25 protein-coding genes, 2 tRNA genes and 2 pseudogenes are annotated in these 24,706 nt (G+C 67.7%); 14 read left to right on the top strand and 15 right to left on the bottom strand.

The annotated features are described in order from the left end of the window. The first annotated feature begins 114 nt into the window (after positions 1 to 114). Positions 115 to 1,341 (top strand): pyridoxal phosphate-dependent aminotransferase, encoded by a 1,227-nt coding sequence (locus tag PH203_RS22780; RefSeq protein ID WP_289922230.1) that lies wholly within the window; start codon positions 115 to 117, stop codon positions 1,339 to 1,341. 120 nt (positions 1,342 to 1,461) lie between these two features. Beyond that, positions 1,462 to 2,502 (top strand): adenosine deaminase, encoded by a 1,041-nt coding sequence (locus tag PH203_RS22785; protein WP_289922231.1) that lies wholly within the window; start codon positions 1,462 to 1,464, stop codon positions 2,500 to 2,502. Here the strand turns inward: PH203_RS22785 and PH203_RS22790 are convergent. The 9 genes and pseudogenes from PH203_RS22790 to PH203_RS22830 all read right to left on the bottom strand — a co-directional run bounded on the left by PH203_RS22790 (position 2,447) and on the right by PH203_RS22830 (position 8,557). Further along, entirely contained in the window at positions 2,447 to 3,154 is a 708-nt protein-coding gene (locus tag PH203_RS22790) for a hypothetical protein (RefSeq protein WP_289922232.1), read from the bottom strand. The two genes, PH203_RS22785 and PH203_RS22790, sit on opposite strands and share 56 nt — an antisense overlap. A gap of 102 nt (positions 3,155 to 3,256) precedes the next feature. Beyond that, a pseudogene (locus PH203_RS22795) lies at positions 3,257 to 4,327 on the bottom strand (UDP-N-acetylmuramate dehydrogenase); the annotation flags it as partial. Between the two features lie 543 nt (positions 4,328 to 4,870). Further along, positions 4,871 to 6,319, bottom strand: a complete 1,449-nt coding sequence (locus tag PH203_RS22800) for an MFS transporter (protein WP_289922233.1) — start codon at positions 6,317 to 6,319, stop codon at positions 4,871 to 4,873. A gap of 80 nt (positions 6,320 to 6,399) precedes the next feature. Next, a complete protein-coding gene (locus PH203_RS22805) occupies positions 6,400 to 6,969 on the bottom strand; it encodes a TetR/AcrR family transcriptional regulator (protein WP_289922234.1) in 570 nt (189 codons plus the stop codon). Between the two features lie 130 nt (positions 6,970 to 7,099). Further along, positions 7,100 to 7,543: a MaoC family dehydratase gene (locus PH203_RS22810; protein WP_289922468.1), complete on the bottom strand. Its 444-nt coding sequence runs from the start codon at positions 7,541 to 7,543 to the stop codon at positions 7,100 to 7,102. A gap of 8 nt (positions 7,544 to 7,551) precedes the next feature. Then, positions 7,552 to 8,004, bottom strand: a complete 453-nt coding sequence (locus PH203_RS22815) for a MaoC family dehydratase N-terminal domain-containing protein (protein WP_289922235.1) — start codon at positions 8,002 to 8,004, stop codon at positions 7,552 to 7,554. 106 nt (positions 8,005 to 8,110) lie between these two features. Continuing rightward, positions 8,111 to 8,275, bottom strand: coding sequence for a 50S ribosomal protein L33 (rpmG, locus tag PH203_RS22820; protein WP_003948671.1), 165 nt, complete (start codon positions 8,273 to 8,275; stop codon positions 8,111 to 8,113). 90 nt (positions 8,276 to 8,365) lie between these two features. Beyond that, positions 8,366 to 8,438: transfer RNA gene (locus tag PH203_RS22825), tRNA-Met, on the bottom strand. A 46-nt stretch (positions 8,439 to 8,484) separates the two neighbouring features. Then, positions 8,485 to 8,557 (bottom strand) — tRNA-Thr (locus PH203_RS22830). A 354-nt stretch (positions 8,558 to 8,911) separates the two neighbouring features. Between PH203_RS22830 and PH203_RS22835 the strand changes: the two genes are divergently transcribed. The 3 genes from PH203_RS22835 (at position 8,912) to PH203_RS22845 (ending at position 11,673) form a co-directional block, all read left to right on the top strand. Further along, a complete protein-coding gene (locus PH203_RS22835; protein WP_289922237.1) occupies positions 8,912 to 10,168 on the top strand; it encodes an amidohydrolase family protein in 1,257 nt (418 codons plus the stop codon). A gap of 465 nt (positions 10,169 to 10,633) precedes the next feature. Next, positions 10,634 to 11,290, top strand: a complete 657-nt coding sequence (locus PH203_RS22840; RefSeq protein WP_289922238.1) for an SDR family oxidoreductase — start codon at positions 10,634 to 10,636, stop codon at positions 11,288 to 11,290. Positions 11,291 to 11,292: 2 nt separating this feature from the next. After that, positions 11,293 to 11,673 carry a nuclear transport factor 2 family protein gene (locus tag PH203_RS22845; protein ID WP_289922239.1) on the top strand — a complete coding sequence of 127 codons (381 nt, stop codon included), beginning with the start codon at positions 11,293 to 11,295 and terminating at the stop codon, positions 11,671 to 11,673. 10 nt (positions 11,674 to 11,683) lie between these two features. Here PH203_RS22845 and PH203_RS22850 read toward each other — a convergent pair whose 3' ends face one another. After that, positions 11,684 to 11,896, bottom strand: a complete 213-nt coding sequence (locus tag PH203_RS22850; RefSeq protein WP_289922240.1) for a hypothetical protein — start codon at positions 11,894 to 11,896, stop codon at positions 11,684 to 11,686. 21 nt (positions 11,897 to 11,917) lie between these two features. Between PH203_RS22850 and PH203_RS22855 the strand changes: the two are divergent. Both PH203_RS22855 and PH203_RS22860 read left to right on the top strand, forming a co-directional pair. After that, positions 11,918 to 13,327: pseudogene (locus tag PH203_RS22855) on the top strand (site-specific integrase). Between the two features lie 239 nt (positions 13,328 to 13,566). Beyond that, positions 13,567 to 14,043, top strand: coding sequence for a hypothetical protein (locus PH203_RS22860; RefSeq protein WP_289922241.1), 477 nt, complete (start codon positions 13,567 to 13,569; stop codon positions 14,041 to 14,043). A gap of 219 nt (positions 14,044 to 14,262) precedes the next feature. Here PH203_RS22860 and PH203_RS22865 read toward each other — a convergent pair whose 3' ends face one another. The 3 genes from PH203_RS22865 to PH203_RS22875 form a co-directional block, all read right to left on the bottom strand. Then, positions 14,263 to 14,589 (bottom strand): hypothetical protein, encoded by a 327-nt coding sequence (locus PH203_RS22865; RefSeq protein ID WP_289922242.1) that lies wholly within the window; start codon positions 14,587 to 14,589, stop codon positions 14,263 to 14,265. Between the two features lie 79 nt (positions 14,590 to 14,668). Then, positions 14,669 to 15,211 (bottom strand): hypothetical protein, encoded by a 543-nt coding sequence (locus tag PH203_RS22870; RefSeq protein ID WP_289922243.1) that lies wholly within the window; start codon positions 15,209 to 15,211, stop codon positions 14,669 to 14,671. Positions 15,212 to 15,518: 307 nt separating this feature from the next. After that, positions 15,519 to 16,751, bottom strand: coding sequence for a DUF3578 domain-containing protein (locus tag PH203_RS22875; protein WP_289922244.1), 1,233 nt, complete (start codon positions 16,749 to 16,751; stop codon positions 15,519 to 15,521). A gap of 675 nt (positions 16,752 to 17,426) precedes the next feature. Between PH203_RS22875 and PH203_RS22880 the strand changes: the two genes are divergently transcribed. Then, positions 17,427 to 19,334, top strand: a complete 1,908-nt coding sequence (locus tag PH203_RS22880; protein ID WP_289922245.1) for an ATP-binding protein — start codon at positions 17,427 to 17,429, stop codon at positions 19,332 to 19,334. A 56-nt stretch (positions 19,335 to 19,390) separates the two neighbouring features. Here PH203_RS22880 and PH203_RS22885 read toward each other — a convergent pair whose 3' ends face one another. Both PH203_RS22885 and PH203_RS22890 read right to left on the bottom strand, forming a co-directional pair. Beyond that, the gene (locus PH203_RS22885; RefSeq protein WP_289922246.1) at positions 19,391 to 20,068 is read right to left on the bottom strand and encodes an AAA family ATPase; all 678 of its coding nucleotides are present in this window, start codon (positions 20,066 to 20,068) and stop codon (positions 19,391 to 19,393) included. Beyond that, positions 20,068 to 20,823: a GntR family transcriptional regulator gene (locus PH203_RS22890; protein WP_289922248.1), complete on the bottom strand. Its 756-nt coding sequence runs from the start codon at positions 20,821 to 20,823 to the stop codon at positions 20,068 to 20,070. The genes PH203_RS22885 and PH203_RS22890 overlap by 1 nt, the downstream gene beginning before the upstream one ends. An 805-nt stretch (positions 20,824 to 21,628) precedes the next feature. Here PH203_RS22890 and PH203_RS22895 point away from each other — a divergent pair. From PH203_RS22895 to traA, 6 genes are read left to right on the top strand one after another with little or no spacing between them, the layout of a single operon-like run. Continuing rightward, complete coding sequence (locus tag PH203_RS22895) at positions 21,629 to 21,892, top strand: DUF6284 family protein (protein WP_289922250.1); 264 nt, start codon at positions 21,629 to 21,631, stop codon at positions 21,890 to 21,892. Beyond that, positions 21,892 to 22,179: a DUF6303 family protein gene (locus PH203_RS22900; protein ID WP_289922469.1), complete on the top strand. Its 288-nt coding sequence runs from the start codon at positions 21,892 to 21,894 to the stop codon at positions 22,177 to 22,179. The genes PH203_RS22895 and PH203_RS22900 overlap by 1 nt, the downstream gene beginning before the upstream one ends. Further along, positions 22,176 to 23,183, top strand: coding sequence for a DUF2637 domain-containing protein (locus PH203_RS22905; protein ID WP_289922251.1), 1,008 nt, complete (start codon positions 22,176 to 22,178; stop codon positions 23,181 to 23,183). The genes PH203_RS22900 and PH203_RS22905 overlap by 4 nt, the downstream gene beginning before the upstream one ends. After that, positions 23,183 to 23,569, top strand: coding sequence for an RRQRL motif-containing zinc-binding protein (locus PH203_RS22910; protein WP_289922253.1), 387 nt, complete (start codon positions 23,183 to 23,185; stop codon positions 23,567 to 23,569). Before PH203_RS22905 ends, PH203_RS22910 begins: the two co-directional genes overlap by 1 nt. 27 nt (positions 23,570 to 23,596) lie before the next feature. Then, positions 23,597 to 24,097: a hypothetical protein gene (locus PH203_RS22915; protein WP_289922254.1), complete on the top strand. Its 501-nt coding sequence runs from the start codon at positions 23,597 to 23,599 to the stop codon at positions 24,095 to 24,097. Between the two features lie 19 nt (positions 24,098 to 24,116). Next, complete coding sequence (gene traA, locus PH203_RS22920; RefSeq protein ID WP_289922255.1) at positions 24,117 to 24,677, top strand: plasmid transfer protein TraA; 561 nt, start codon at positions 24,117 to 24,119, stop codon at positions 24,675 to 24,677. Positions 24,678 to 24,706: the final 29 nt, after the last annotated feature.

The raw sequence follows: 24,706 nt of genomic DNA on the forward strand, positions 1-24,706 counted from the left end.
GCGGCCGTCGAAGATCATCCAGGTCACCGGGCGAATCCGGACGGATGTTCAGCTCATGTTCAGTCTGTGAAACCCGTGTGCCGGGGGCGTTTCCGGTCTGGAACGATGGGCCCCATGAGCGCTGCAACCCCTCCCACCGAGCGCCGGGTCTCCGCCCGAGTCGGCGCGATCTCCGAGTCCGCCACCCTCGCCGTGGATGCCAAGGCCAAGGCCCTGAAGGCCGCCGGGCGCCCGGTGATCGGCTTCGGCGCCGGTGAGCCGGACTTCCCGACCCCGGACTACATCGTCCAGGCCGCCATCGAGGCCTGCTCCAACCCGAAGTACCACCGGTACACGCCCGCCGGCGGCCTGCCCGAGCTGAAGGCCGCGATCGCCGCGAAGACGCTGCGCGACTCCGGCTACGAGGTCGACGCGAGCCAGGTCCTCGTCACCAACGGCGGCAAGCAGGCCATCTACGAGGCATTCGCCGCGATCCTCGACCCGGGCGACGAGGTCATCGTCCCGGCCCCGTACTGGACGACGTACCCGGAGTCGATCCGTCTCGCGGGCGGTGTCCCGGTCGACGTCGTCGCGGACGAGACCACCGGCTACCGCGTCTCCGTGGAGCAGCTGGAGGCGGCCCTCACGCCGAACACCAAGGTCCTGCTCTTCGTCTCGCCCTCCAACCCGACCGGTGCCGTCTACACCCGCGAGCAGGTCGAGGAGATCGGCCGCTGGGCGCTGGAGAAGGGCCTGTGGGTCCTGACCGACGAGATCTACGAGCACCTGGTCTACGGCGACGCGGAGTTCCACTCCCTGCCGGTGGTCGTGCCGGAACTCGCCGACAAGACGATCGTCGTCAACGGTGTCGCGAAGACGTACGCCATGACCGGCTGGCGCGTGGGCTGGGTCATCGGCCCGAAGGACGTCGTCAAGGCCGCCACGAACCTGCAGTCGCACGCCACGTCGAACGTCTCCAACGTCGCCCAGGTAGCCGCCCTCGCGGCCGTCTCCGGTGACCTGTCGGCCGTCGAGGAGATGAAGGAGGCCTTCGACCGGCGCCGCAAGACGATCGTGCGGATGCTCAACGAGATCGACGGCGTGCTCTGCCCGGAGCCCGAGGGCGCGTTCTACGCGTACCCGTCGGTCAAGGGGCTGCTCGGCAAGGAGATCCGCGGCAAGCGCCCGCAGAACTCGGTCGAGCTGGCCGCGCTGATCCTGGACGAGGCCGAGGTCGCGGTCGTCCCGGGTGAGGCGTTCGGTACGCCGGGCTATCTGCGGCTGTCGTACGCGCTGGGCGACGAGGACCTCGTCGAGGGTGTCTCGCGGATCCAGAAGCTGCTGGCCGAGGCCACGGACTGACCTCGTGCACTGTGCGGGCCGTCTCCTTCGGAGGCGGCCCGCTTCGTGTTTGCGTGCGAGCAAGACCACGTTCGGGGAATCCGCTACCGGTGCGGGAGGGACGTACGGCAGGATCGGCGAATGGAGCGTGTACGTGATGTCTCTGAGCTGCCGAAAGCCCATCTGCACCTGCACTTCACGGGGTCGATGCGGCCAGGGACCGTTCTGGAACTGGCCGACAAGTACGGCGTACGACTGCCCGAGGCGCTGACCGAGGCACTGACCAGTGGGGAGCCGCCGCGGCTGCGGGCCACGGACGAGCGCGGCTGGTTCCGGTTCCAGCGCTTGTACGACGCGGCGCGGTCCTGTCTGAGAGAGCCGGAGGACATCCAGCGGCTGGTGCGCGAGGCCGCGGAGGAGGACGTGCGGGACGGGTCGGGGTGGCTGGAGATCCAGGTCGATCCGACGTCGTACGCGCCGCGGCTCGGTGGGCTGATCCCGGCGCTGGAGGTCATCCTCGACGCCGTCGAGACGACCTCGCGGGAGACCGGGCTGGGGATGCGGGTGCTGGTGGCCGCGAACCGGATGAAGCATCCGCTGGACGCGCGGACGCTGGCGCGGCTGGCGGTGCGGTACGCGGACCGCGGAGTCGTCGGGTTCGGGCTGTCGAACGACGAGCGGCGGGGTATGGCGCGGGACTTCGACCGGGCCTTCCACATCGCCCGGGAGGGCGGGCTGTTGTCGGCGCCTCATGGCGGGGAGCTGACCGGGCCGTCGTCGGTGCGGGACTGCCTGGACGACCTGGACGCGAACCGGATCGGGCACGGGGTGCGGGCCGCGGAGGATCCTCGGCTGCTGCGGCGGCTGGCCGAGCGGGGGGTCACGTGCGAGGTCTGCCCGGCGTCGAACGTGGCACTGGGGGTCTACGAGAAGCCCGAGGACGTGCCGTTGCGCACCTTGTTCGAGGCGGGGGTTCCGATGGCGCTGGGTGCCGACGACCCGTTGCTGTTCGGGTCGCGGCTGGCCGCTCAGTACGAGATCGCCCGGCAGCACCACGGTTTCACGGACGCGGAGCTGGCGGAACTGGCCCGGCAGTCCGTGCGGGCCTCGGCGGCCCCTGCGGACGTCAAGGCGCGGATGCTGGCCGGGGCCGACGAATGGCTCGCTCGCCCGGCCGCTTGAAATGGGCGTAGGGCGGATACGGCTTGTAGCAGATGTCTATCTCCAGCGGATGCCCGCCGGTGTTGGGCGGCTCGGCCAGGGTCAGGGCCGTCATGAACGCCATCCGTCCCTTGGCGACGTGCTTCTGCAGCGGGCCCCAGCCGGCCGCGTAGGCGAGGTCGGTGGCCGTCTGGGCGAAGACGTCCCTCGTGCCGAACAGGAAGAACGTCCGGGCGTGGGTGCTGTGCCGCAGATCGTCGCGGGCGTCCGCGTACGACTGACGGCCACGCCAGGACTCCGCGTCCCGCGCGGTGCGGGCCTCGTCGGTGCGTGCGGTCAGCGGGGTGCCGTGGGTGAGCTTCCGCCGCAGCTCGGGCCACTGGCTCACGCGCAGGCCGAGGCTGTGGTGGGCCAGGACCAGGTCGACCCGTTCGCCCCAGCCCTCGTCGGGCGGGACGCCGTCACGCAGCGGGATGTGGACGATGGTGTGGCGGGAGTAGGCGGCGAAGGAGAACAGTCCGGCCAGCCGGTTGAGTCCGTCGTGGTCGCCGAGCAGCAGGCCGATGGGGTCGGGGGCGGTCAGCGAGGTGTGACGCAGGGGGTGGCGGGGCTGGACGACCCGGTGCTCGTGCGGACCGGACCGGGGCCGGAACTGGCGCAGCCTCAGCCGCATGTGGGGTGCCTCATGGGATGAGGGTGCGGGGTGGGGGGTGGGCTCCGCAACGGAGATTCTTGCGGGGGGCCGGGGGGATGGGGCCGGGCTGGGGTGGGGCGGCTACAGGCTGACGCCCACCGTCACCGGCTCGTTGACCAGCGTGATGCCGAAGGTCTCGTGGACGCCGGCGACGACCTCTCGGGCGAGGGTCAGGAGGTCTTCGGTGCTGGCCTCGCCGCGGTTGGTGAGGGCGAGGGTGTGCTTGGTGGAGATGCGGACGGGGCCGGTGCCGTAGCCCTTGGTGAAGCCCGCCTTGTCGATGAGCCAGGCCGCGGAGGTCTTGGTGTGGCCGTCGCCGGCGGGGTAGGCCGGGGGCTCGGTGCCCGCGCCGAGGTGCTGCTTCACGCGCGCGTGGAACGCCGTGAACTCCTCGTCCGTGAGGATCGGGTTGGTGAAGAAGGAACCGGCGGACCAGGTGTCGTGGTCCTCGGGGTCCAGGACCATGCCCTTGCCCGCGCGGAGCTTCAGAACGGTTTCGCGGGCGGCGGTGAGGGGCACTCGGTCGCCGGGTTCGACGCCGAGGGCGCGGGCGGTTTCGGCGTACTTGATGGGTGCGGAGAGGCCGTCGGCGTCCTCGAGCTCGAAACGGACGCGGAGGACGACGTACCGCGCGGGGTCTTCCTTGAAGCGGCTGTGACGGTAGGAGAAGGCGCAGTCGGCGTTGGCGATGGTGACGGTATCGCCGGTCCGCCGGTCGTAGGCGATCACTTCGGTGATCGTGGAGGAGACCTCCTGGCCGTAGGCGCCGACGTTCTGGATGGGGGTCGCGCCTGCGGAGCCGGGGATGCCGGCGAGGCACTCGATGCCGGCGAGGCCGGCCTCTACGGTGCGGGCGACGGCGTCGGTCCAGACCTCGCCGGCGGCGAGTTCGAGGTGGGTGCCGTGGAGGGTGACGCCCTTGGTGGCGATGACGAGGGCGGTGCCGTCGAAGCCCTTGTCCCCGATGACGAGGTTCGAGCCGCCGCCGATGAGCAGGAGGGGGGTGCCGCTGTCGTCGGCCTCGCGGACGGCTGCGATCACCTCTTCGTCGCTGGTCGCGGTGACCAGGCGAGCGGCGGGGCCGCCCAGGCGGAAGGTGGTGAGGGGGGCGAGGGGGGCGTCGTGTCGTTCCTGCACGGGCTCAAGAGTACGAGATGCCTCCGGCGGTGGGCGGGGTGCCTGCGGCGGCCTGCGCGGGTGGGTGGGAGTTCGCGTTGCGCGCTATTCGCCGTTGTGGGTCGGGGCCGCGCCGGGGGGTGTCCGTCCTCGGTCGGGCGGCTCGGTTTCTCTCAGGGGTGCGTGGTGTCGGACGCCCGCCGCTGCGGGCGGACACCCCCGGCACGTCCCCTGCTCGCCGTTGCGCCGGTGCGGGTGAGTGCGGTGCGCTGTTCGACGCCGGTACGACCGTCCGGTGCGGGTTACTTCAGCCTTGCGGCGCCTGAGGACGGGCACTGCCGTCCCGATGTGCTGAGCCTCTGGATGCCGGTGCAGGTCACTTCAGCCCGTCTGGGGGTGCCCCCTCTGGGGGAGTTTGAGGACGAGGCCCTTTCGGGGCCGAAGCGGGGTCTGGGGCGGCAGCCCCTGGGGATGGGACGGATAGGGGCGGCGGGGGCGAGGGAACTGCTGGTTCGCCACGGCGCGGGCGTACGCGGACGGCCCCGCCGTCTCGGGCGGGGCCGTGCCGAGGGGAGACTGTCAGCCGACGTGTTCCAGGGCCGCGGCCGGCTCCCCCGTCGCCGCGCCCACCGCAACCCGCGCGGAACGCCTCGTGGGTATCAGCAGCGCCGCAACCCCGGCGAGAGCCACCACCGCCGCCCCCGTCATCAGCGCGGGCCGCAGGCCGTCCACGAAGGTCTGGCCCGTCTCGTAACCGCCCTGGGCGGCGAAGATGGAGCCCATGATCGCGATGCCGAGCGCACCGCCGACCTCCCGGAGCGCGTTGTTCGCACCGGAGGCGATGCCCTGCTCGGAGCTGCGGACGCTGGACATGACCAGGTTGGAGGCGGGGGCGAAGAAGAGGGCCATGCCGATGCCGCTGATGATCAGGCCGGGCAGCTGGACCGTGTAGGAGGCGTCCGTGGTGATCACCGCGGCCAGGTAGGCGAGGCCTGCCGCCTGGAAGAAGAGGCCCGTGGCCACGACCGGGCGGCCGCCGATGCGGTCGGAGAGGATGCCGGCGATCGGCGCGACAAGCATGGGCATGCCGGTCCAGGGCAGCATCCGCAGCCCGGCCTCGGTGGGCGAGTAGCCGAGCACGCCCTGCATGTACTGGCTGAGCAGGAATATCGAGCCGAACATCCCGAGGAACATCAGCAGGCTGGCCGCGTTGATGCCGGAGAAGGCCCGGGAGCGGAACAGCCGCATCGGCAGCATGGGGTTCTTGGCACGGGTGCTGTAGATGACGAAGCCGGCGAGGAGCGCCGTACCGGCGAAGAGGGACGTGAGGACCAGGTAGTCCGTCCAGCCATCCGCGGGGCCGCGTACGAGGCCGTAGACGATGCCGAAGAGGCCGCCACTGGCGAGAAGGGTGCCGGGGATGTCGAGGGGCGCGCCGGTGCCGTAGGACTCCGCGAGGCGGAGACGGGCCAGGGGGAGGAGGGCCACGCCGAGCGGGACGTTCAGCCAGAAGATCCACTGCCAGGAGATGTGCTCGGTGAGGCTGCCGCCGATCAGGGGGCCGGAGGCCACCGCCAGTCCGTTGACGGCGCCCCAGATGCCGTACGCCATCCCGCGCTTGGCGGCGGGCACGGCCGCGGTGAGGAGGGTGAGGGTCAGCGGCATCATGACGGCCGCGCCGACGCCCTGGACCGCGCGGGCCGCGATGAGGCTGTCGATTCCGGGGGCCAGGGCGGCCGCGGCGGAGGCGCCGGTGAAGATCGTCAGGCCCACGAGGAAGAGCTTGCGGCGGCCGAAGCGGTCACCGAGTGCCGCGCCGAACATCAGCAGGACGGCGAAGGTGAGGGTGTAGGCACTCACCGTCCATTCCAGGTCGTGCAGCGCGCCGCCGAGATCCTCGCGGATGGACGGCAGGGCGGTGGTGACGACGAGGTTGTCGAGGGCCGCCATGAATCCGGCGACGCTGGTGATGACGAGGGCCCAGACGGCTCCCCCGCGGGGTGTGTTCCCTACGGCTTGCTGTGACATATCTCCCCCAGAGCTCCCTAGGTAGCTATTGATTACTAACTTTCACGCTCATGAAAAGGCGCCGACGACGCCCTTCTCGCTCACTTCTCCAGCCGGCCCTTGAATCGCGCCGACGGATACATCCCTTCCCACACCCGGTGCTCGGGCGGAAAGCCCATCGCGATCAGGCAGTTGATGAGCATCCCGTACGCGAGGAACTGCGTCGTCTCGCTCGCGTCGGCACCCAGCGGCAGATGCACCGTGTCCCACAGCCGCATCCAGCCGTCGCGCACCGCCACCCCGAACTCGTGGTCGCCCTCCTCCTCGGCGGCCGCCACGGCGACGTACATCTGCATCTGCATCAGCAGCCGCTCCGGGTGCTCCGCGATGACCTTGGTGTACGCGTTCGCCATGGCGTGCAGGGCCTCTTCGCCCTCCAGCCCTTTGGCGGCCTCGCCGAAGGTGCGGATGGTCTCCTCGACGCACCGCGCCGACGCCGCCAGGAAGATCGCCTTCTTGCCCGGGAAGAGCCGGAAGAGATACGGCTGCGAGACCCCGACCCGCTTGGCGATCGCCTCGGTCGAAGTGCCGTGATAGCCGCCACGGGCGAACTCGATCGTCGCCGCGCGGATCACACTCTCGCGCCTCTCCTCCGCACTCATCCTGACCATGGGCAGTAAGTTAGTACTCAATCACTAACTCGTCAAGGGCTCACGGAACGCTCCCCACCCGCCAAGCGTTGTGGCCGGTAGGAGGCCACGAACACGTAAGGAGCGCCCCACCATGGAGGGCGCCCCTTACTCAGCATTCTGCTCGTCGGGCCAGCCGTACAACCGCCCGCGACATCCCCAGCACCTTCTGCCCGGCGCTGGTCGCGGTCAGGTCCACGCGGACCGTGTTGTCGTCGAGCTTGGCGGCGACCTTGGCGCTGACCTCGATGACGGCACCCTGGTCGTCGTTGGGCACGACGACGGGCTTGGTGAAGCGGACGCCGTACTCGGCGACGGCTCCCGGGTCGCCGACCCAGTCCGTCACCACGCGAATCGCCTCGGCCATGGTGAACATGCCGTGCGCGATGACGTCCGGCAGTCCGACCTCCTTGGCGAACTTCTCGTTCCAGTGGATCGGGTTGAAGTCCCCGGAGGCGCCCGCGTACTGGACGAGCGTGGCGCGGGTCACGGGGAAGGTCTGGGCGGGCAGTTCGGTGCCGACCTCGACGTCGTCGTATGCGATCTTCGCCGTCATGTTCTTCGTCACGCCCCCTCGGCCGCGCGGGCCACGAGCTTGGTCCAGGCGGTCACCACGTGTTCGCCGGCCTCGTCGTGGACCTCGCCGCGGATGTCCACGATGTCGTTGCCGGCCATGGACTTGATGGCCTCGATGGTGGAGGTCACGGTGAGGCGGTCACCGGCGCGCACGGGGCGGGTGTAGGCGAACTTCTGGTCGCCGTGCACGACGCGGCTGTAGTCCAGGCCCAGTTGCGGGTCCGCGATGACCTGCCCGGCGGCCCTGAAGGTGATGGAGAACACGAAGGTCGGCGGGGCGATCACATCGGGGTGACCGAGCGCCTTGGCGGCGTCCGGGTCGGTGTACGCCGGGTTGGCGTCCCCCACGGCCTCGGCGAACTCACGGATCTTCTCCCGGCCCACCTCATAGGGGTCGGTGGGCGGGTAGCTCCGCCCCACGAAGGACTGGTCGAGCGCCATGGGCTCGGCACCTCCTGCTGATCGCTGGTACTGGCCGGTAGCGGCTGATGAACGACGCGAGGCCGCCCCCCTGACTACTGGGGGCGGCCTCGCGTACGAGCCTGATTTATCGCGTCTCGCGGTGCGCGGTGTGCGCGTTGCAACGCGGGCAGTGCTTCTTCATCTCCAGTCGGTCCGGGTTGTTACGCCGGTTCTTCTTGGTGATGTAGTTCCGCTCCTTGCACTCCACGCAGGCCAGCGTGATCTTCGGGCGGACGTCGGTGGCAGCCACAGGAGTGCTCCTTGACGAACGGATAGGACTGATTTAACGCAAAGAAGAGTAGCCGATCGAAGGACCGACCCCACAATCGGCTACTGTCAGTAGCGGTGACCGGACTTGAACCGGTGACACAGCGATTATGAGCCGCTTGCTCTACCGACTGAGCTACACCGCTGTGATGCGATCCGCTCCCGTCTTGCGACGGGAACCTCACACACCAGAGCCCCAATACGGAATCGAACCGTAGACCTTCTCCTTACCATGGAGACGCTCTGCCGACTGAGCTATTGGGGCGAGCGATGAAGACATTACACGCTCGGCAGCCGTTCGCCCAAATCCGTTTCCGGGCCCAGGCAGCGGTGCGTCCGGCCCCTCTCCGGCGGTCTGTCCGGCGGCCCGTCCAGTGGCCTGTGCGGTGGCCCGCGCAGTGGTTTGTCCGGTGGCCTGTGCCGTGACTTGTCCAGTGGGTTGTCCGGCGGTCTTCCCACCTGTCTCCGAGGGTTCTCCCGTACGACGAACCACACCGGTACGACTATTGCGCTCCTCCCCGCTGCGAGCGGATCACCGCCCTAGGCTCGACTCACTCTCCGTGATCTTGCGTCCCCCTGGCTCAGCCCCGAGCCACGAGCCTTGAGCCCCTGGAGCGCGATGCCCGACAGCCAGCCGCAGCCGCCGCACTCGTCGTCCTCGCCGGGCCCGGCCGACACCACCTCACTCCTGCTGTGCGGAGCACGGCTGACCGACGGCCGGACCGTGGACGTACGGCTGGACGGCGGGCGCATCGAGGCGGTCGGTACGGCGGGCAGTCTGACGGCGGAGGGCACGCGCGCGTGCGGTGCGCGTGTGGACCTCAGCGGCTATCTGCTGCTGCCGGCACCGGTCGAGCCGCACGCCCACGGCGACACCGCGCTGTCGGCCGACGAGGGCGGCCCGGTCTCGTACGACTCCCAGGACGTCCAGCGCCGGGCCACCGAGGCGGCTCTGCTGCAACTCGGGCACGGGGCGACCGCGCTGCGGGCACACGTGCGCGTGGGCGACGTACAGGGGCTGGGCGCGCTGGCCGCCGTGCTGCAGGCCCGGCGTTCGCTGCGCGGGCTCACCGAGCTGACCGCGGTGGCGATGCCGCGGGTGCTGACCGGGGTGGCCGGGGCGGAGGGGCTCGCGATGCTGCGGGACGCGGTGAAGATGGGCGCCTCGGTGGTCGGGGGCTGCCCGGATCTCGACCCCGACCCGACGGGCTATGTACAGGCGGTCCTGGACATCGCCTCCGAGCACGGCTGCCCGGTCGACCTCCACACGGACGCCACCGACGCGGCCCGTCTCGCGCGTCTCGCCGCCATGGCCGGCGGACTGCGCCCCGGCGTGACCCTCGGCCCGTGCGGCGGCCTCGGCCGGCTGCCCTCCCAGGTCGCCTCCCGCGCCGCCGACCAGCTCGCGGCCGCCGGGGTGACCGTGGTGTGCCTGCCACAGGGCGGCTGCGGGGGCGTGGACCGGCGCGGCACGGCTCCGGTACGGCTGCTGCGGGCGGCCGGGGTGCGGGTGGCGGCCGGCAGCGGCTCCCTGCGGGACGTCTCCAATCCGGTGGGGCGCGGGGACCCCCTGGAGGCGGCCTACCTTCTGGCCTCCCGTTACGGCATGCGCCCCGAGGACGCGTACGACGCGGTCAGCGCCTCCGCGCGGGCCGTGCTGGGGCTGCCCGAGGTGCGTGTGGAAGCGGGTTTTCCGGCGGAGTTGCTGGCGGTGCGCGGGGATCGGCTGTCGGGGGCGCTGTCGCTGGCGTACAGCCGGATCGTGGTGCACCGGGGGCGTGTGGTCGCGCGAACCAGCGCGGTCCGGGAGTTCTGCGACTCGGCGGCGGCTGTGGAGTTGGGGCTGCCTCGGCAGGGGCGGGGGGAGTTGTCTTGAGGGGGTGAGGTGGGGGTGGGGGTGCGGGTGTGAGGGGGGTGAGGGTGTGTGTGGGGGGGGTGAGGTAGGGGGTGACGTGGGGGGTGTGAGGGGGGCGTGCGTTGCGGCGTTGGGGCGCGTGGTGTCGGTAGTGCGCTGGGCGCGTGAAGGCAGGAGTGCGCTGGGCGCGTGGGAGCGGGAATGCGCGGGGCGCCTGATGGCCAGGGGCGCGGGGCGCACGGTCTGCCGCGCGCGGGCCTTGCCGGCCTGGCTGGGGGCGCCGCCCCTTGGCGCAGATGGGCGGTTGCGCGCCAGGCGTGTGTGCTTCGCGCCTGCTCCGGTGCGCTGCCGGACGAGGCGGCGCGTGGGGCGTGCAGGTGAGGAGCGGGGGGCGTGCAGTCGGGTGGGTGCGCCCCGTGGTGGGCTCCCTGCGGCGTGGCTCAAGTCGTGCGGCGGATGCGGTGGTCCGGGCGTACGGTCGAAGGCATGCGCATTGTCATCGCTGGTGGACATGGTCAGATCGCGCTGCGGCTGGAGCGGCTGCTCGCCGCGCGCGGGCACGAGGTCGCGGGCATCATCCGCAAGGCGGAGCAGGGCGACGATCTGAGGGCGGCAGGTGCCGAACCGGTGCTCCTGGATCTGGAGTCGGCGTCGGTGGAGGAGGTAGCGGCGCATCTGCAGGGCGCGGACGTGGCGGTCTTCGCTGCGGGGGCGGGCCCGGGCAGTGGTGCGGCGCGCAAGGACACGGTGGACAAGGGCGCGGCGGTGCTGTTCGCGGACGCGGCGGTGCGGGCCGGCGTACGGCGTCATGTGGTGGTGTCGTCGATGGGCGCCGACGCGAAGCACCAGGGCAGCGAGGTCTTCGACGTCTATCAGCGGGCCAAGGGCGAGGCCGACGACCATGTCCGCGGCCTGGACGCCCTGGACTGGACGATTCTGCGCCCCGGCGCGCTGACGAACGACGCCGGCACCGGCCTGGTCCGCCTGGAGGCACACACGGGCCGCGGCCCGGTCACGCGCGACGACGTGGCCGCCGTACTGGCGGAGTTGGTGGAGACCCCGGCGACGGCCGGGCTGACGCTGGAGCTGGTCGGCGGGTCGACGCCGGTGTCGGTGGCGGTGAAGTCGGTGGCCGGGAACTGACGATGGTCGTCGAGGGGGTGCCGGCCGCGCGGGAGGCGCTGCTGCGGCGGATGTACGAGGTCTTCTCGACCGACGACCGCGACGACTTCGTACCGCGGTGCCTGGCGCCGGATGTGGACTGGCCGAATGTTCTGGATGGGGTCCGGCTGCACGGACGGGAGGCGGTGCGGGGGTACTGGGCGCGGCAGTTCGCGGCCGGGCATCCCCTCGTACGGCTGGAGGGGCTTCGGCTCGACACGGACGGCTCGGCCGTGGTGGCGAGCGTGCGGCAGGGGATGCGGGACGCGGAGGGCGATCACTGGGCCGACGGGACGGTGGAACATGTGTACCGGTTCGACGGGGACGGACTGGTGAGTCGTATGGATGTGCGAGCCGCGTCGTAGCTGCGGCAGGTCAGAACAGGGGCATCTGGCCCGGGATCTCCGGGATCACGTATCCGTCCAGTGAGGGCTGGGCAGCGCCCAGTTGCGCCTGGCGGCGGGAGCCGGGGCAGGAGGTGAGGTCGCCGTTCTCGCGGGCGCCGGGCGGGTCGTGCCGCGCGAAACGGCCGGCTACGACGGCGATCTCGCGGCGGCATTCGGGGCAGTTCCTGCGACGGGTCGACATGGGGTCAGTGTGCCCCGGGTGATGTCCTGTTGTGCGTGTCAGACGGGTGGCAGGCGGTTGTCGTACATGGTGCGGGGCTGTCGGGACGCGGCCAGGGCCAGCGATGCAGCACGAGCGGACCGCCCCGGTGCCAGAAACCTGGCCGAGAGCCGTCGTTCCGCGCTGATGCAGGCGGCCCGCCGCGGCGAACCCTTCGACGAGGAGACGGGGCTGCCCTCCCCTGAACTCCGAGCCAAGCTGCAGAAGGTCACCTGGTATCAGCACACCCGCGACTTCATCGAAAAGCGCTGGGACGGCGCACCGGCCAAGTCACGCCGGAACTTCGCCGACGCGTTGGCGACGATCACCCCAGCTCTGGTGAAGACGGAGGCCGGACGCCCGGACCCACGCGTACTCCCACGCGCGCTCTACAGCTGGGCCTACAACAAGTTGGCCTGGCGGCAAGAACCACGGCCGGAGTGACGCAAGGTCCTCGACTGGCTGGAACGGAACTCGGTCCCGATAGGAGATCTCGAAGACCCACAGACTCTCCGCAAGGCCTTGGACGCCCTGGGAAAGAAGCTGGACGGGAAGCCGGCCGCAGCCCGTACCGCACTGCGTAAGCGGGCCTGCCTGAGCGATGTGCTCGGGATGGCAGCGGAAGCCGAGTACTTCACGACGGCCGTGAACCCACTTCAGTCGGTGCAGTGGGCCGCACCGCGCACGGCCGAGGAAGTCGACTCCGAGGAAGTCGACCCCGAGGCAGTCGCCAATCCCCGCCAGGTCCGCCGCCTGCTGACCGTCGTACGCGACCAGGGCGACCGAGGTGAACGACTCGAAGCGTTCTTCGCCTGCCTCTACTACGCGGGCATGCGCCCGGCCGAAGCAATCCACCTACAGAAGTCGCAGTGCCGACTCCCTGGGGAGGGGTGGGGAGTCCTCACCCCTCCGAGGCGGCACCGTCCGAGCCGGCCAAAGCTAGAAAGACGACGGCAGCGCACACGAGAAGCGAAGCCTGAAGTGGCGGGCCCCCGAAGACTCACGACCGGTACCGGTACCGATCCCTCCCGCGTGCGTCCGCCTCCTCCGCACCCACATCGACTGCTTTGGCACAGCCGCAGACGGCCGACTCTTCCGCACAAACCGCGGCGGCCTGGTCCAGGAGAGCGGCTACGGCGACGCCTGGGCAAAGGCCCGCGCCGACGTCCTCACCCCAGAGGAAGTCGCCTCATCCCTGGCCCGCCGTCCCTACGACCTCCGCACGTCGGCATCTCCTTCTGGCTCAGCTCCGGCGTCGACCCCGCAGAAGTAGCCCGGCGCGCCGGCCACAGCCTCACCGTCCTCTTCCGCGTTTACGCCAAGGTGCTCGCGCAGTCGCAGGAGCGCGCCAACCAGCGTATTGACGCGGCCCTTGAGGAATGGGGAGAAGCCTCCGAACCCGACGGTTCGTGATCCAGATCTCCCTACTTGATCAGGCTCGCTGCGCTCGCTCGGTCCGGCGGCAAACAGCGCTTGCTGATCTTCGGGCCAACTCCTCCGCCCAGGCGCATCAACGGCCGCTATCGGCCCGCATGCCACCGCCACCACGATCGGGCCTCAGGGATGGCAAAGAGCAACAGCAGTTAGACCTCAACGCCCTCGTTTCAGGGGCCACACGCGCAAACGACCAAGCAAGTCACACCCACTCACGCTTGACGTACATTTTGAACGCGTTCAAGATCTGGTTCGGCAAGTACAGCGCGCTTGAGCCGTGGCGCCGTGATGATCAGGGGGACAGGATGAGCAGGGGGATAGTCGGACGGTGGCTCGTCGCTGTACTGGGCGCTGCTTCGGTACTCATCTCGGGGTGTGCGTACTCGGTCGACCCCGACGAGCTTCCCGGCGTGTACCGCAACGGCAAGACCGGCGGCGAGATCACGCTCGATTCCGACGGCACATTCACCGCCACTGATCTGTCGACAGACGCGCACACCGACCCCGAAGATTTGCATGGCCACTGGGACTTCGTCGACAGCAGCGGCAGCGACTTCGTCTACTTGAACATCGATGAGCGTGGCATCGGTGAGATCTCCGGTGTCCAGCTCTACACGCGCGGCGGAGGGAAGGTGGAGTTCAGCCGTCCGGATGGGTCGTGGTCCCTGGTGCTCACGAAGGTGTCCGCCCAGTAGATCAGGCTGCCCAGTCCGGCGTGTGGTGGCACCACACCCGGCGGCGGCCGATCCGGGACATCCGTCCGTCCGGACGCCCCGATCATGGTCCGTGTCGAATACGTGTCGACGTAGCTCGGTTGGCCCTGCGTACGGCTACTACGTCCAAGGTCAGCGCCACGTCCATGCCGAAGCGCCCAGGGCCCTTCTAAGCGCTAGGACGCGGCGGGCGATCCAGTGCTAGTCGTCGGCGTAGGTCCACTCCTCAATGACCCAGGCATCGGACGCAGTCGATCGCCACGCGACGTATCCAGGTGGCATGGTGGCCAGTTGGGCAAGCGATGGGTCCAGGTCCACGACGTGCTGGAGGTGGAGGACCGACGAGGCACCGGAACCGTTGGGATCGTGGACGCCGTCGCTCACGAGCCAATCGTCCTCGTCATCGTGGATCACGGTCAGGGCCGGGAACTCCCCAGCGGAGACGGTCCTTTGTATGATCGCGAGCAAGTCATGAGGGAAGGTTTCCCCTTCAAACGGCCAGCTCAGCTGAGGCTGCATTGATCCCATGCGAGTGATTCTGCGTACAGCAGCGAAGTACAGCAACCACAGCAACCGCCCCCGCAGCTACACCGCGAAGAGACCTCGCTCAATCGGTTCTCTTCCAAATCTTGCAGCCGCCAGTCATGAAGGCCTTGTCGGTGGGCTTGATGGTGACAGCCGCCTGCCCCTTCGTCGACCCGCTGGCGATGATGTCGTCGGCTTCCCCTGACGTACCTTTCAGACGCTCCCAGAAGCAGTAGGTGCTGTCCCCGCCCTGCGGACCGGCAGTACGGTACGTGCCGGGTCGAACGTCCGTGCCGACCAGGTACACCCCATCCCCGGGAATCTCTCCGGCTCCCGCATCCTCGGCAGCGTCGGCCCCGCTGGACGAGGAGACTCCTGCCGTCGTTTCCGTGACCGTTTCCGTGACCGTGACGGTCGCGGACGCGTTGCCGGCGCTTCCCTTCGAGTCACCGCCGACGGCATAGCCGATCAGGCCTCCGGCCAAGAGGCCAGCAATAGCGACCGCCACATGCGCCAACAGGCCTCTGTGCAGCCTCAATCGGCCCGACGCAGGGGATGCCTCCGGCTCCCGCTGCTGGCGCTGCAGCGGGCCCTCAGGAGGGCCCGACGGGTCACTGTCCCTCATGACCTCAGAGTGCGCCTGGACGGCGCCGGCCGCACATCGTCCACGTCGCCCCCAGCCGCGCATCCCCACGTCGTGCACGACTACGTTGAGGCCCCTCTGGTTGGCCCGCATATGGCCCGGAAACCCTGATCAGCCCCGGGATCCACGCGTCACAGCGTGAGACAAGTCACCCTGTTTCGATTCCCCTCGAAAAATCGCCCCGGAACATGAAGAGACCCCCTCCTCACTGCGTTTCCGCAGTTGGGAGGGGGTCTTCCCCAGTGTGGCGGCGCCAGGATTCGAACCTGGGAAGGCTGAGCCGGCAGATTTACAGCGGGCTCCGCCCATCATCGTTGACCTGCGGTTCTTCCTGTGCACGCCGCTGCTGGGGGACACCTGGGGGAACCAGGGCCGCACTCCCCGCTGCCTCAACGGACTCCGGACCACCAACCCGCGTCCGATACGCGTACGAGATCACGGTGAGATCTGCGTCTTCCACAACCCACGGTGAGGTGCAATGGAGAACGCCCCCGGATGTCCTCGGCTCCTCTCCCGCGCGGTCCAACTCAATCGAATGCACGACGATCAAGGCGTTGTCCGGGTAGTACTGCCGCTGCTTCTCAACCTCTGCGCGCGTGAGAATTACCTCCAGCCCTGCGGAGGTCGTCCCCTTGACCTCGACGTGCAGCCGTCGTTCGCCCCTTGTGAGCAGAAGGTCGAAGGACTCCTTGTCGCCGACGTCTTTGACCTTCCACCCTTGTGCCTCAAAGTGCTCAGTGGCCATGCGGACACTGTGGTGCTCGATGGCTCGCCGCTCGCCGGGCGTGAGCAGAAAACCCTGCCCCGACCTGCCCGGCCGTGAACCACTGCGTGTGCGCCGGCCAGCGGTCTTCGCCGCACTTTGCTCAGCCTCCACCACTTCCGGGGTCGGATCCCCCGGGATGTACGGAGCCAACCGCTCGGCTTTGTAGAGGATGCCGAGAAGGCCCGTCATGAAGCGCAGGTCTTCCAGCAGGGTCTCCTGCGGAGGCATTTGATCGCGCTGGTACGTGATGGCCAGCACATTCCCGGGCTCGTACCCCCGTCCCAATGGGGTCCTGGCCTCCAAGTCGATGGTTCTATGCAAGTCCGGACGCCCGGCCGTGGCCTCTGTTAGTTGAGGCAAAGCCCAGCCGACGCGGGCACGAAGATCTTCGAGCCTGCGAGGCTTGAACACTCCTCCCGTCCAGATCGTCGTCCCCTGATTCAGTGACAGATAGACGCGCTGGCCGGAGGCGCTGAACAGGTAGACCACGTACCACCCCGTGGTCGAGCTAGGCGACTGTTCACGCCCGAATACACGCACCCACGGAATCTCCGACTTAAGACCCGTACCGTCGCGGCCCTCGACACCCAAGTTGTCGAGCGAAACACCGAGTGCTGCCGACAGAGTGGCCCCATCTGCTCGCAACAGATCGGGCAGCTGCTGCCGTACGACGACACCTCGTCCCTGCATCTCTTCCGTGTTCGTCGCCGTCCAAGACGGCTGAAGCTCAAGGACCTTGCTCAGGAGATCATCCACGTGCGCAGCGTAGCTCTGGGCACTGACACGGCTCTCCTCAAACCCGATTCTGCGATCTACGCACCAAACGCCCTGAGATTCCATAGCTTATGGACATGACGTTCGAAGCGAGGCCGGAGCAGCCGGCACCGACTGGTAGGTGCTGGTGTGGGTGCGGGACGACCACAGGCCCAGGAGCCTACTTCCGTCAAGGTCATGACAAGATCGCTGAAGCTGCCGTGTTGGCTACGCGCTACGGAAACAACGTCGTTCGACTGCTGGCGCACCACGGCTTCAACTCGGAGGTCTCGGTGGTTGGCGAAGCCGAAGCACAGGGCATCTGGGCGATGTGCCCGGAGTGTGAGTACCGCGGCGCGCCAGCAAGTGTCGCCAACCACAGGAAAAAGGCGAACCACTGACGACAGAGCCCCTGCACCTACTGAATTAAGTGGACGATCCCGCAGGTGCGACCGCTAGCTAGCTGACCCGGATTCTGCACTTTCTCCACTGCGGAACCCTTTGGAGGCCAGTCAGTCGCCCCCCCCCGGGGCTCGCCGCCTCCACAAGACTCATTGCGCGACTTCGGGACAGAAGCAGCTATCGACGCTAAGATCAGAGGTTACTATCCTGCACCTCTGCAGGGTAACAAAGCAATCGCAAGAGCAAGCTCATAGGATTAGCGAGTGTGGGGTACCCATGGACGACTTTCGCATGGAATTCGATATTGGCACGATCAAGCACCTGGGTCTACAGATGTACTCAACGTTGCCTCCGGTTATCGCTGAGCTCGTATCGAATGCATGGGACGCCGGAGCGAATCGGGTCGAAATCACGATTCCCACAGGAGTGTTCAACGCTCAATCCAGCATCGTGATCACTGACGATGGTGACGGGATGTCAGATAGCGAAATCCGGGACGGCTATCTTGTCGTAGGGCGAGATCGAAGAGTCGACGAAGAATCAGACCAGCGAAAAGATCCTCCGATTCGCAAATATATGGGACGTAAGGGGATCGGAAAGTTCTCCGGATTCGGTATTGCTCGGCGGATCGAGGTCGAAAGTTGCAAGCAAGGGCACGTCTCGCGCTTTGTCATGGATTTTGACCAACTTGAGCAGGCTGCGCAGCGCCGAGAAATTAAATTCGAAGCCCTCCCCGCAACTGGGCTCGTAAATAAGGGCACCCGAATCACACTCAACGCCATACAGAAGTACAGGAATCGCTCTGTATCGATGACTGCTCTGCGGCGTTCGCTTGCACGTCGCTTTTCAGTTATTGATTCCGATTTTATAGTGTCGATCAATGGGGCGCCTCTTACCCCTGACGAACGAGATCTGCGCCGGCTACTGGCAAATGACAGGAGCGGCAATCCATACCTGTGGGAGGTAGAAGAGGAGATCTCTCCGAACACCGGCTGGATGGTGAAGGGCTGGTTGGGGGCCCTGAAGCAGACAGACTCATCCGTGGACGGCATCCCCCGTGGGGTAGTTGTAATGGCCCGCGGAAAGCTAGTGCAAGAGCCCTTCTTCTTCGATGTCAACCCTGCTCAGCAATATGCCCTAGCCTATCTAGTTGGGGAGATCCATGCTGAATTTGTCGACGATGCGGAAGACACAGTAGCAACTGCACGTAATGGCCTTGTCTGGGACAACGAGGCCAACGAGGCCTTGCGCCTGTGGGGTCAGCGAAAAATCCAGTATGTAGCGAGAGAGTGGGCGAGTCGGCGCAAGCGGGACAATCTTGAAGCTCTAGAACATAACGAACTCTATGTCAGGTTCAAAGAGGAGGCACAAAAGGCTTCAAATACACGCTCCACTAAAGCTGCGGACAAACTAATCAGGGACCTGATTCAGCGCAACCCAGATGAAACCCCCGATGACATCGCCAAAGTGGTCGAATGGTCTATCGACTATTTGGAGTACGATGCTTTTTGGGAGCTCGCCCAAGAAGTTCGCGAAGCTGACGTCTCGGACGCCACGCAGCTGGTCAGTCTGTTCCGAGAGTGGGAGATCGTCGAAGCCAAGGAAATGTCGCGAGTAACCGAGGGAAGGATTGAAACTATCCGAAAGCTTCAAGAACTAATCTCCGAGAACGCCCTTGAAGTCCCCACGCTCCATAATTTTCTTCGCGAGTTCCCATGGGTTCTAGACCCTCGGTGGAATCTAGTAGACGACGAGGTCTACTTCAGCACTTTGCTGCGAGAACATTTCCCGGAGTCAGACACCGAGCTGGAAGAAGACAAACGAATCGACTTCTTGTGCGTGAAAGAGTCGGATTCTCTCGTCGTGGTAGAAATCAAGCGGCCGCAATCCGTTGCATCCACTAAGGCCCTTGAGCAGATTGAACGCTATGTCAACTTCTTGCGATATCAGATTCGAACGGCGACAGATCCCGAATACTCGTTCCATAAGGTAGTTGGTTACCTTCTGTGCGGAAGGGTTGCCAGCGGGTTTGAGCCGGAACAAAAGGCGGAAAACCTCAGGAACTCAGAAATTTACGTACGCCACTACTCTGACTTGTTGGGGATGGTGGAGCGAAGCCATAGGGAATTCCTATTGAAGTATGCCCAGTTGCGCTCTACCCGCGAAGGGGACAGCGCAACTTAGTTGGCGCCGGCTCACCGGGAGCGAACCAAGCAGGCTGCTAAATGAGAGCGCGAGCGTCAGGAGGGGGCAGCGGTCACAGCCCTGATCACAGTAGCCGGGTCTCCCTCGTACCTCACGTGCGGTTCGTCTGACTGAGGTGGCACGAAGCGCGCGCGATAGCGCCGAAGGTCGCTCTCGGAAAAGTAGATCGAGTTCGGATCGTCAGCGTGGAACTCGTTGCGCTTGCTGACCCTCGACCAGAGTTCGTCATGGCTTGCTTCGAGATAGACCAGTAGCGGAGTGGCGCCGGCGTCGGTCGCGATGGTTCGCCACCGGGCACGGTCGTCCGGGGTCCAGAAGCCATGGTCAACCACGACATCGCGCCCCGCCTTGAGCTGTTCGCGGAGTTCAGCCGCGATGTCCTCTAGGACCGGCCGCTCAAGGGTGGGAAAGGTCCCTCGTGGGAAGTCCACCCCGTACACGCCATGGCGGCGGTACATCTCCTCATCCGGGCACAGACGCACGAAGCCCCGGGCAGTGAGAGCGCGGGCGAGGGTGGTCTTGCCGGAGCCGGGGAGTCCAGCCATCAGGACGCAGAACGGTGGGCGTGGGGACATCGGTCTCGTCAGAGTCTGGGAGATGGCGGTCATCTCCGCTTCGGCTTCAGGGGTGAGCAAGCCGTCACGGCGAGCGGCAAGCAAGGTGCCCATGCGGTCTTCGAGAACGCTCATGAGCGTGTCGTCGATGGTCGTCACTAGGAAACCTCCGATTCCGTCCGCCAAGTGCGACCAGGGCCTCCGAGGTCGACACCGTACTCCACGACGTTCCCCTCGCTGTCGATGAACTTCGCAGTCATCACGACGACGGGTTCTGTCGGTGGGTTCTCAGGGTCCAGCTCCAGGAGCTGAGCGTCCTCCGCCGTCAACAGGCGCGCTGACGCGGTGTCGATTCGATGAGTGATCGGAAGGCCGGTCACCTCCGCGATGAGCTGGAGTGACGTCCCCCCAGTCAGTCGCTCGCTCTTCGCCAGTTGCGGGATGAGCCTTCCGTACCGAGCGGGAATCCAAGACGTGCTGTGCGCCACGATGCCGTGCCGGTCTCTGTACACCCGTCGCCGGCGAATCACGTCGGAGTGAGGTTCGATGCCCAGGGCCTGGGCGACCTCCGAGGGCGCGGAAACCACGGCAGCCTGGTGCGAGTCGGACCGTTCTCCTGATCCCCAACTTGACCCGGTGCGGCGCCCTCGATCCTGGCGCTGAGATCCGGAGGACATCGGAGCGGGCCGGTCTAGGACTTCCGTCCCGATCCCGTGAATCCCTCTGACCAACCCCTCGTTGCGCAACTTGCGCAATGCCTTCTCGGCCGTTGCGGTGCTCACACTCCACTCTTCCGAGAGGTTCTTGATGCTCGGCAGGAGAGATCCCGGCGGTAGCTGACCGGACTCGATCAGCTCCGTGTAATGGGCGGCAATCTTCGCGTACGGCGCTCGATTGTCGGCCTGACCTGCCATCTCGTCAGCTCCCTCATCGCTGGTTCCCTGCGGTTCCCTAGCTTACTGCTTGACACCGCAGGGAACCCTAGGGAACCTTAGGGATGTGCCCGCCGGTTGGAACGTCAACCAAGGGTCACCGTGCCCGTGTATGCCCGCTTTGATGCCGGGCGTAGCGGCTCGGAGCAGCACTAACGCCCGGAGGAAAGCCCCGTCGAGGTGAGTACGAAGGCAGCGGCAGTTGGTTGAGAATTCAATAGAGGTTCAAGTTTCGACGGGGTGAGCCCCGTCCCCGTAACGGCCCGGGTGACGGCCGTCGGTGGCCACTTCGTGGCGGGTGAACCTGGCCCACCCTGCGTGTCAGCTCTGGAGAAACAGCCTTCGGGATCATCCCTCCCTTACGGGAGGTCAACCCGTTGGCTGCCACCTGGTACGCGCCGCCCTGCTGGCGTCAGAGCAGTGACGATGACGCGCCCGATTCCCCGGCTCGGGACCGGTGCTCCGTGGCAACGGCGCGCTGGTGAAAGCCGTGCCCCTGCTACTCGCGGGAGGTCGGCATGGGCCGACGACATACGAGGGCGCCGCCGCGATGGACCGGCCGGCGGCGCCTGAACGACTTCACGGTCCGCTCTCTTCCTGGCTTCGCAGCGGCTTTGCGCTGCGGCCGGTTGCCTCCCCCGCCCGTCCAGCCCGCGCCGTGTGCGTGTTGGCCGTACGGGCGGGGCGCGGGGAGCCGGATCTTCCGACTTCAACGGCGCGCGGCCCCGGGTGGCTAGACCCGGGGCCGCTGTTCGGGCCGTTCCACTGCTGAGAGGAACACGACCCAATGAACCCCATCGTCACTGTTCAGGAAGCTGTTACCGCGTTCGCCGACTGGATGGAGCCGACGGACGCGGAGCTGGACGCCATCGACCGTGAGATGCCGGTCATCGTCGCGGACATCGACCTGTTGGACGCCCACATCGCCACCCTTGACCGCACGCCGACCGAGATGGACGAGCGGCGCATTCGCCGCGCACGTCGCCGGGCGCTGGCCGCGCGGGTGGAGCTGATCAACCACGCGGTCACCGTCGCTGGGCTGGGGGCGTGATGGCGCCGGTGTGCACGGCGCAGATGTCCGTGTTCAACGACCGCTGGCGGCTGTACGTGGTGCTGATGAACACCACCGACCTGTGGCCGGAGTTCAGCTTCGATCGGGCCGCGCCGGTGCCGACGTTCACGGAGCGCGTGAACGCGCTCAGCGTCCTCGGTTTCGAGCCGGTTCCGGGTGCTGAGTGGGAGTGGACGGAGTACAGCGCCGACCCCGACGACCCCTCCACCGCGATCACGCTCCTCGCCGCCATTCAGGTGCGTTCATGGACGGAGGGCGAGGCGTGAACGCCGTTCAGATCCGTTCAGCCGAGCGCGCCCTGTCCGTTGGCACGTGGCTGATCGTGGCGGGCGCGATGCTGTATTCGGTCCTCACCGTCACCCCGCTCGCGGCGGAACACACGCCGGATGAGTGGGACTGGACGGCACCCATCCTGCCCCTGGTCGTCGATGCGGCCGTTGTCATCGTGGTCCGCCTCGATGCGGTCCTGGCCCGCCTCGGGGGACACGGCGGCCGGTGGCCCATCGTGCTGCGCTGGATGACCGGCTGCATGACCCTGGCGTTGAACGTCGCGGACTCCGCGCTGCAAAACGACCTGGTGGGCGTGGCCGTGCATGCGGTCGCGCCGCTGCTGCTGATCGTCACCGCCGAAACCGGACTCGCCTACCGGCGCGCGATCACCGCCGCCGTCGCGGAGCTGGAGGAACGGCAACAGGCACAGCGCGAGGCACGCGAGCGGGCCATGGAGGCACGCCGTGAGGCTGCCGAACGGCTGGCTCGTGAAAAGCGGGAGCACGAAGCGCTGCTGGCGCGTGAACAGCGTGAGCACGAAGCCCAGCTCGCCCGTGAGCAAGCCGAGCGCGAGGAGCGGGCCCGCCGTGAGGAACGCGAGCGCGCCGAAGCCCGGGAGCGGGCCGAGCGCGAAGAGCGTGAACGTCATGAACGCGAGCGTGAACAGCGCCGCCTTGAGCGTGAACGTGCCGAGCGGGAAGAGGCCGAGCGGCGCGAGCGGGAGCGGCAGGAGCGGGCCGAGCGTGAACGCCGTGAACACGCGGCGCGCGAGGAGCGGGCCGAGCGTGAACGCGCCGCCCTGCTGGCTCTGGGACCGGCCACGGAGAAGATGCCGGAGGAGCGGGCCCGCGTGATGGTTCAGGCCGCCTTCACGGCCGGACTGCCGGTGCGCGCGGCTGCGGAGCTGTGCGGCTGGTCGGTCGGCTGGGTCTCCACCCGCTACCAGGAACTCCGCGACAACGGTCACGTGGCGGCCGCGCCGGTTGAGGCGATGGTCTGATGCCTACCGCCTACGCGAAGTGCTTCGACCCGACCGGGGCCCGCTACGGCATACCCACCTACCCGTGGCGGATGGCCCCGGACGGCTACGCCACCCGACGACAGCTCCGCGCGATGGGGCTGCGTCCGGGTGGTCAGCCGATCGCCGCGCAGGTCCTGCGCGTGAACCGCCGTACCGGCACCATCCGCGTCGCCTACTTCTACCGCATCGACCTGGCCAAGCCGGTCAGGCCGATGACGTCGCGCAAGTGGGGCGCTCTGGCGTTGGCGATGCTCGCCCGCCGCACCTGCCCGAAGTGCGAGATCACCTACAGCTACTGCCTGTCGGCCCGACACGGCATCTGCGGCCTGTGTCTGGCCGCCGAGGAACAGCGCGCAGCCGCCTGAACCCTCCAACACCCTGGGAGTTTCGCTGTGTCCAGTCGTACCCGTACCCGCAAAGTCCGGACCGCCGCCGGCGTCACCGCCGTGCAGATCCCGCGTGCGCGCGGCCGTCGCGGCGCACAGCCGTTCGTGGTCGTCGTCCCGGAACACCCGAGCCTGACCCGCCAGGCGTTCGGCTTCGTGGGCCGTGGACTGTGGATGGCCCGTCACGCGCTCGCCCCGACCGGCATCGCCGTACTGGCCCTGGTCGTCACCGGCCTGCTGCACCTCATCGCCTGGTGGTCCGCACTCGTGCTCGCCCCCGCCGCGCTCGCCCCGGCGGTGTGGTTCGCCGTGGTGCAGCGCTCGCACCCGGCGCAGGGCTCCACGCTCGCCTGGCGCCTCACCCTCGCCGTGTTCGCCACGCTCGCGCTCGCGTGGGCGGCGCTCGCGGCCGGGTTCGGCCCGTGGGCCGGTCCGCTGCCGCTGCTCTGGCTGCTGACGCTGATCGTCGCTCAGACCGCGTGGCTCATCGTCCGCCGTACGCACTGACCCGAGGAGACCGGCTCTGATGGCAACCCCTACGCGTAACGGCAACGGCCGCACCGGTGGCGCCGCGAACGGCGCGGCCAACAACAAGGGCAACAAGTTCGCCAACGTGGGCGCCGCCGCCGGCGGGTTCGTCGGCGCGATGGGCGGCTCGTTCGTCCCGCCCATCAACGTCACGGTCAACAACAATCGCAACGCCGCCCGGCCGGGCGGCGGCCGGTCCGGCAACCAATCCCTGCTGCCCTCCCCGGAGTTCACCTCCCCGGCTCAGGTGCGGAACTACTGCAACACCCTGCGCGCGGCCGGCGTGACGCTCTCGATCGAAGTGGCCATGGCGGCGGAGATCCTCGAAAGCGTGCTGGCGGCCGTGCCGGACCCGGAGGGCCGGGCGTTCGGCTCGCGCATCCGGGCCCGGAAGGTGGCCCGCAAGATGCGCAAGTCCGCCGACGGCATGCGTGACGCCGCGAAGAACGCCGCCGCCTGCTACTCCGCGTTCCAGCAGGAGTTCGAGGAAGAGATCAACCGCGTCCGACACCGCGCCCGGCGCCCGGCTCAGCCGGTCATGAACTGGGCTCAGCAGTAAGGAGGTCGGGCCATGGCCCGGACACAGAA

The organism is Streptomyces sp. S.PB5, assembly GCF_030403745.1.
Taxonomy (GTDB): domain Bacteria; phylum Actinomycetota; class Actinomycetes; order Streptomycetales; family Streptomycetaceae; genus Streptomyces.